This is a genomic window from Hyphomicrobium sp., assembly GCF_009026145.1.
Taxonomy (GTDB): domain Bacteria; phylum Pseudomonadota; class Alphaproteobacteria; order Rhizobiales; family Hyphomicrobiaceae; genus Hyphomicrobium_A.
Genome location: NZ_WBUE01000061.1, coordinates 1 through 2,336, shown reverse-complemented (window position 1 = coordinate 2,336; position 2,336 = coordinate 1). Strand labels below are relative to the sequence as shown.

The window sequence follows — 2,336 nt, the reverse complement described above, 5'->3', positions numbered from 1 at the left end:
CCCCAACCCTCCCCCACGAGGGGGGAGGGAGTTCCTCCGGCGCAAGGCATCGCGCCGGAGGTCGCAGGCACCGAGACCGCCACCCAGACCATGCGTGAGGCCCTGCGCGACGCCATGGCCGAGGAGATGCGCCGCGATCCCAACGTGTTCCTGATGGGCGAGGAGGTCGCCCAGTATCAGGGCGCCTACAAGGTGAGCCAGGGTCTGCTCGACGAGTTCGGCCCCAAGCGCGTGATCGATACGCCCATCACCGAGCAGGGATTTGCCGGCATCGGCGTCGGCGCGGCCATGGCGGGCCTCAAGCCCATCGTCGAGTTCATGACCTGGAACTTCGCCATGCAGGCGATCGACCAGATCATCAACTCCGCCGCCAAGACGCTCTATATGTCCGGCGGCCAGCTCGGCTGCCCGATCGTCTTCCGCGGCCCCAACGGCGCCGCCGCCCGCGTCGCCGCCCAGCACAGCCAGTGCTTCTCCGCCTGGTATGCGCATGTGCCCGGCATGAAGGTCGTGGCGCCTTCCAATCCTGCCGACGCCAAGGGCCTCCTCAAGGCGGCGATCCGCGATCCCAATCCGGTGCTCATGCTCGAGAACGAGATCCTCTACGGCAGCTCCGGCCCCGTGCCCAAGATGGACGACTGGTTGGTGCCGATCGGCAAGGCCAAGGTTGTGCGCGCCGGCAGCCACGTGACGATCGTCTCCTTCGCCCGCGGCATGGTCTATGCGCTCGACGCCGCCGGCCAGCTCGCCGGGGACGGCATCGAGGCCGAGGTGATCGACTTGAGGACGCTGCGTCCGCTCGACCTCGCCACCGTGATCGAATCCGTCAAGAAGACGAACCGGCTCGTGACGGTGGAAGAGGCCTGGCCGGTGTGCTCGGTGGGCTCCGAGATCTGCGCCCAGGTGGCGATGCAGGCCTTCGACTATCTCGATGCCCCGCCGGCCAAGGTGACGGGTGCGGACGTACCCATGCCCTATGCCGCCAATCTGGAGCGTCTGGCGCTGCCGAGCAGCGAGCAGGTGGTGGAGGCCGTCAAGAGCGTCTGCTACGCGTGAAGGAGGCTGGCCCCATGGGTTGGACGGAGCGATTCTTGCACACGGCCTTCTACGCGAACGTGGATGCGGACGACCTGCTCCGCCATGTGTGGGGCGGCCCGGGCGCGCGGCTGCGGCAGCTCGACAAGCCGTTGCCCTTGGATCGTTCGCCGGATTTCCTGCTGGTCTGCGGAGAGGAGGTTCTCGGCCGTCTCTGGGACGATGAGGACGAGAGCGACTTTCCCTGGAACATCTGCCTGTTCGAGCCGGGCCCGGCGTTCGGGCAGGCGCGCGCGCTGTTCGAACGCCTTCAGCGGGCCATCGAGGCCGGGCGCTACGATGAGGCGCGTGAAGCCGGCGGCGAGATCGAGCATCGCGACATCAGGGTGGTGCTCGTCGACATGCCGGCCACGCCGGATCTCGCCATGGGCCTGCAGATTGCCGGGCGGTGGGCGTGGTTCCGCAACCGGCCTCGGAGCATGCGAGGCTAGCTGCGGGTGGAGGCGATGACGACAACGTTCCGCGGAACCTGCCATTGCGGCGCCATCCGCGCCGCGCTCGAGGCCAGCAAGCCGGCCGCCGAGCTGCAGGTGCGCGCGTGCCAGTGCTCGTTCTGCACGCGCCATGGGGCCATGACGGTGTCCGATCCGGCGGGTCGCGCGCTCATCGAGAGCGATCGGGGCGCGCTCACCACCTACCGGTTCGCAACGCGCACGGCGACGAGCCTGTTGTGCGCGAAATGCGGGATGTACGTCGGCGTCGTCCTCGAGGAGGGCGGCAGGACCTGGTCCGCTCTCAATGTGCGCGGCCTTGCCATTCCCCAATTTGCCGGCCGCATCGCGGAGCCCGTCGTCTACGAGGACGAGACCGCGAGCGCGCGCATTGCGCGCCGCAAGGCCAAGTGGACACCGACGCAGATCAGCTATGCCGATTGAAGAAAAGCGCTTCGCAGGTTGCCGGTTTCGGCTATGCGTGATGGATAGACTGTAAGCGCTTTCACCAAAGGAAGAGAGCCAAGGACATGCCGACCGAGATCCTGATGCCCGCTCTGTCCCCCACCATGGAGGAGGGCAAGCTCGCCAAGTGGCTGGTCGAGGAAGGGCAGCAGATCAAGCCCGGCGACATCATCGCCGAGATCGAGACCGACAAGGCCACCATGGAGGTGGAGGCGGTCGAGGAGGGCAAGATCGCAAAGCTGCTGGTGGCTGCGGGCACCGAGGGCGTGAAGGTCAACACGCCCATTGCCGTTCTCGATGGCGAGATGCCGGCTGCCGCCAAACCCACCGCCCCCAGTTCCCCTC

Annotated in this window: 4 protein-coding genes; all 4 read left to right on the top strand. The window is 67.4% G+C overall.

The window, feature by feature from the left end; genetic code table 11:
- The coding region (locus tag F9K20_RS21180) for a pyruvate dehydrogenase complex E1 component subunit beta (protein ID WP_291006784.1) at positions 1 to 1,056 on the top strand (1,056 nt) is incomplete at its 5' end.
- A gap of 35 nt (positions 1,057 to 1,091) precedes the next feature.
- Entirely contained in the window at positions 1,092 to 1,526 is a 435-nt protein-coding gene (locus F9K20_RS21175; RefSeq protein ID WP_291006781.1) for a hypothetical protein, read from the top strand.
- A 15-nt stretch (positions 1,527 to 1,541) separates the two neighbouring features.
- Positions 1,542 to 1,970 carry a hypothetical protein gene (locus tag F9K20_RS21170; protein ID WP_291006778.1) on the top strand — a complete coding sequence of 143 codons (429 nt, stop codon included), beginning with the start codon at positions 1,542 to 1,544 and terminating at the stop codon, positions 1,968 to 1,970.
- 86 nt (positions 1,971 to 2,056) lie between these two features.
- The coding region (locus tag F9K20_RS21165; protein ID WP_291006775.1) for a biotin/lipoyl-containing protein at positions 2,057 to 2,336 on the top strand (280 nt) is incomplete at its 3' end.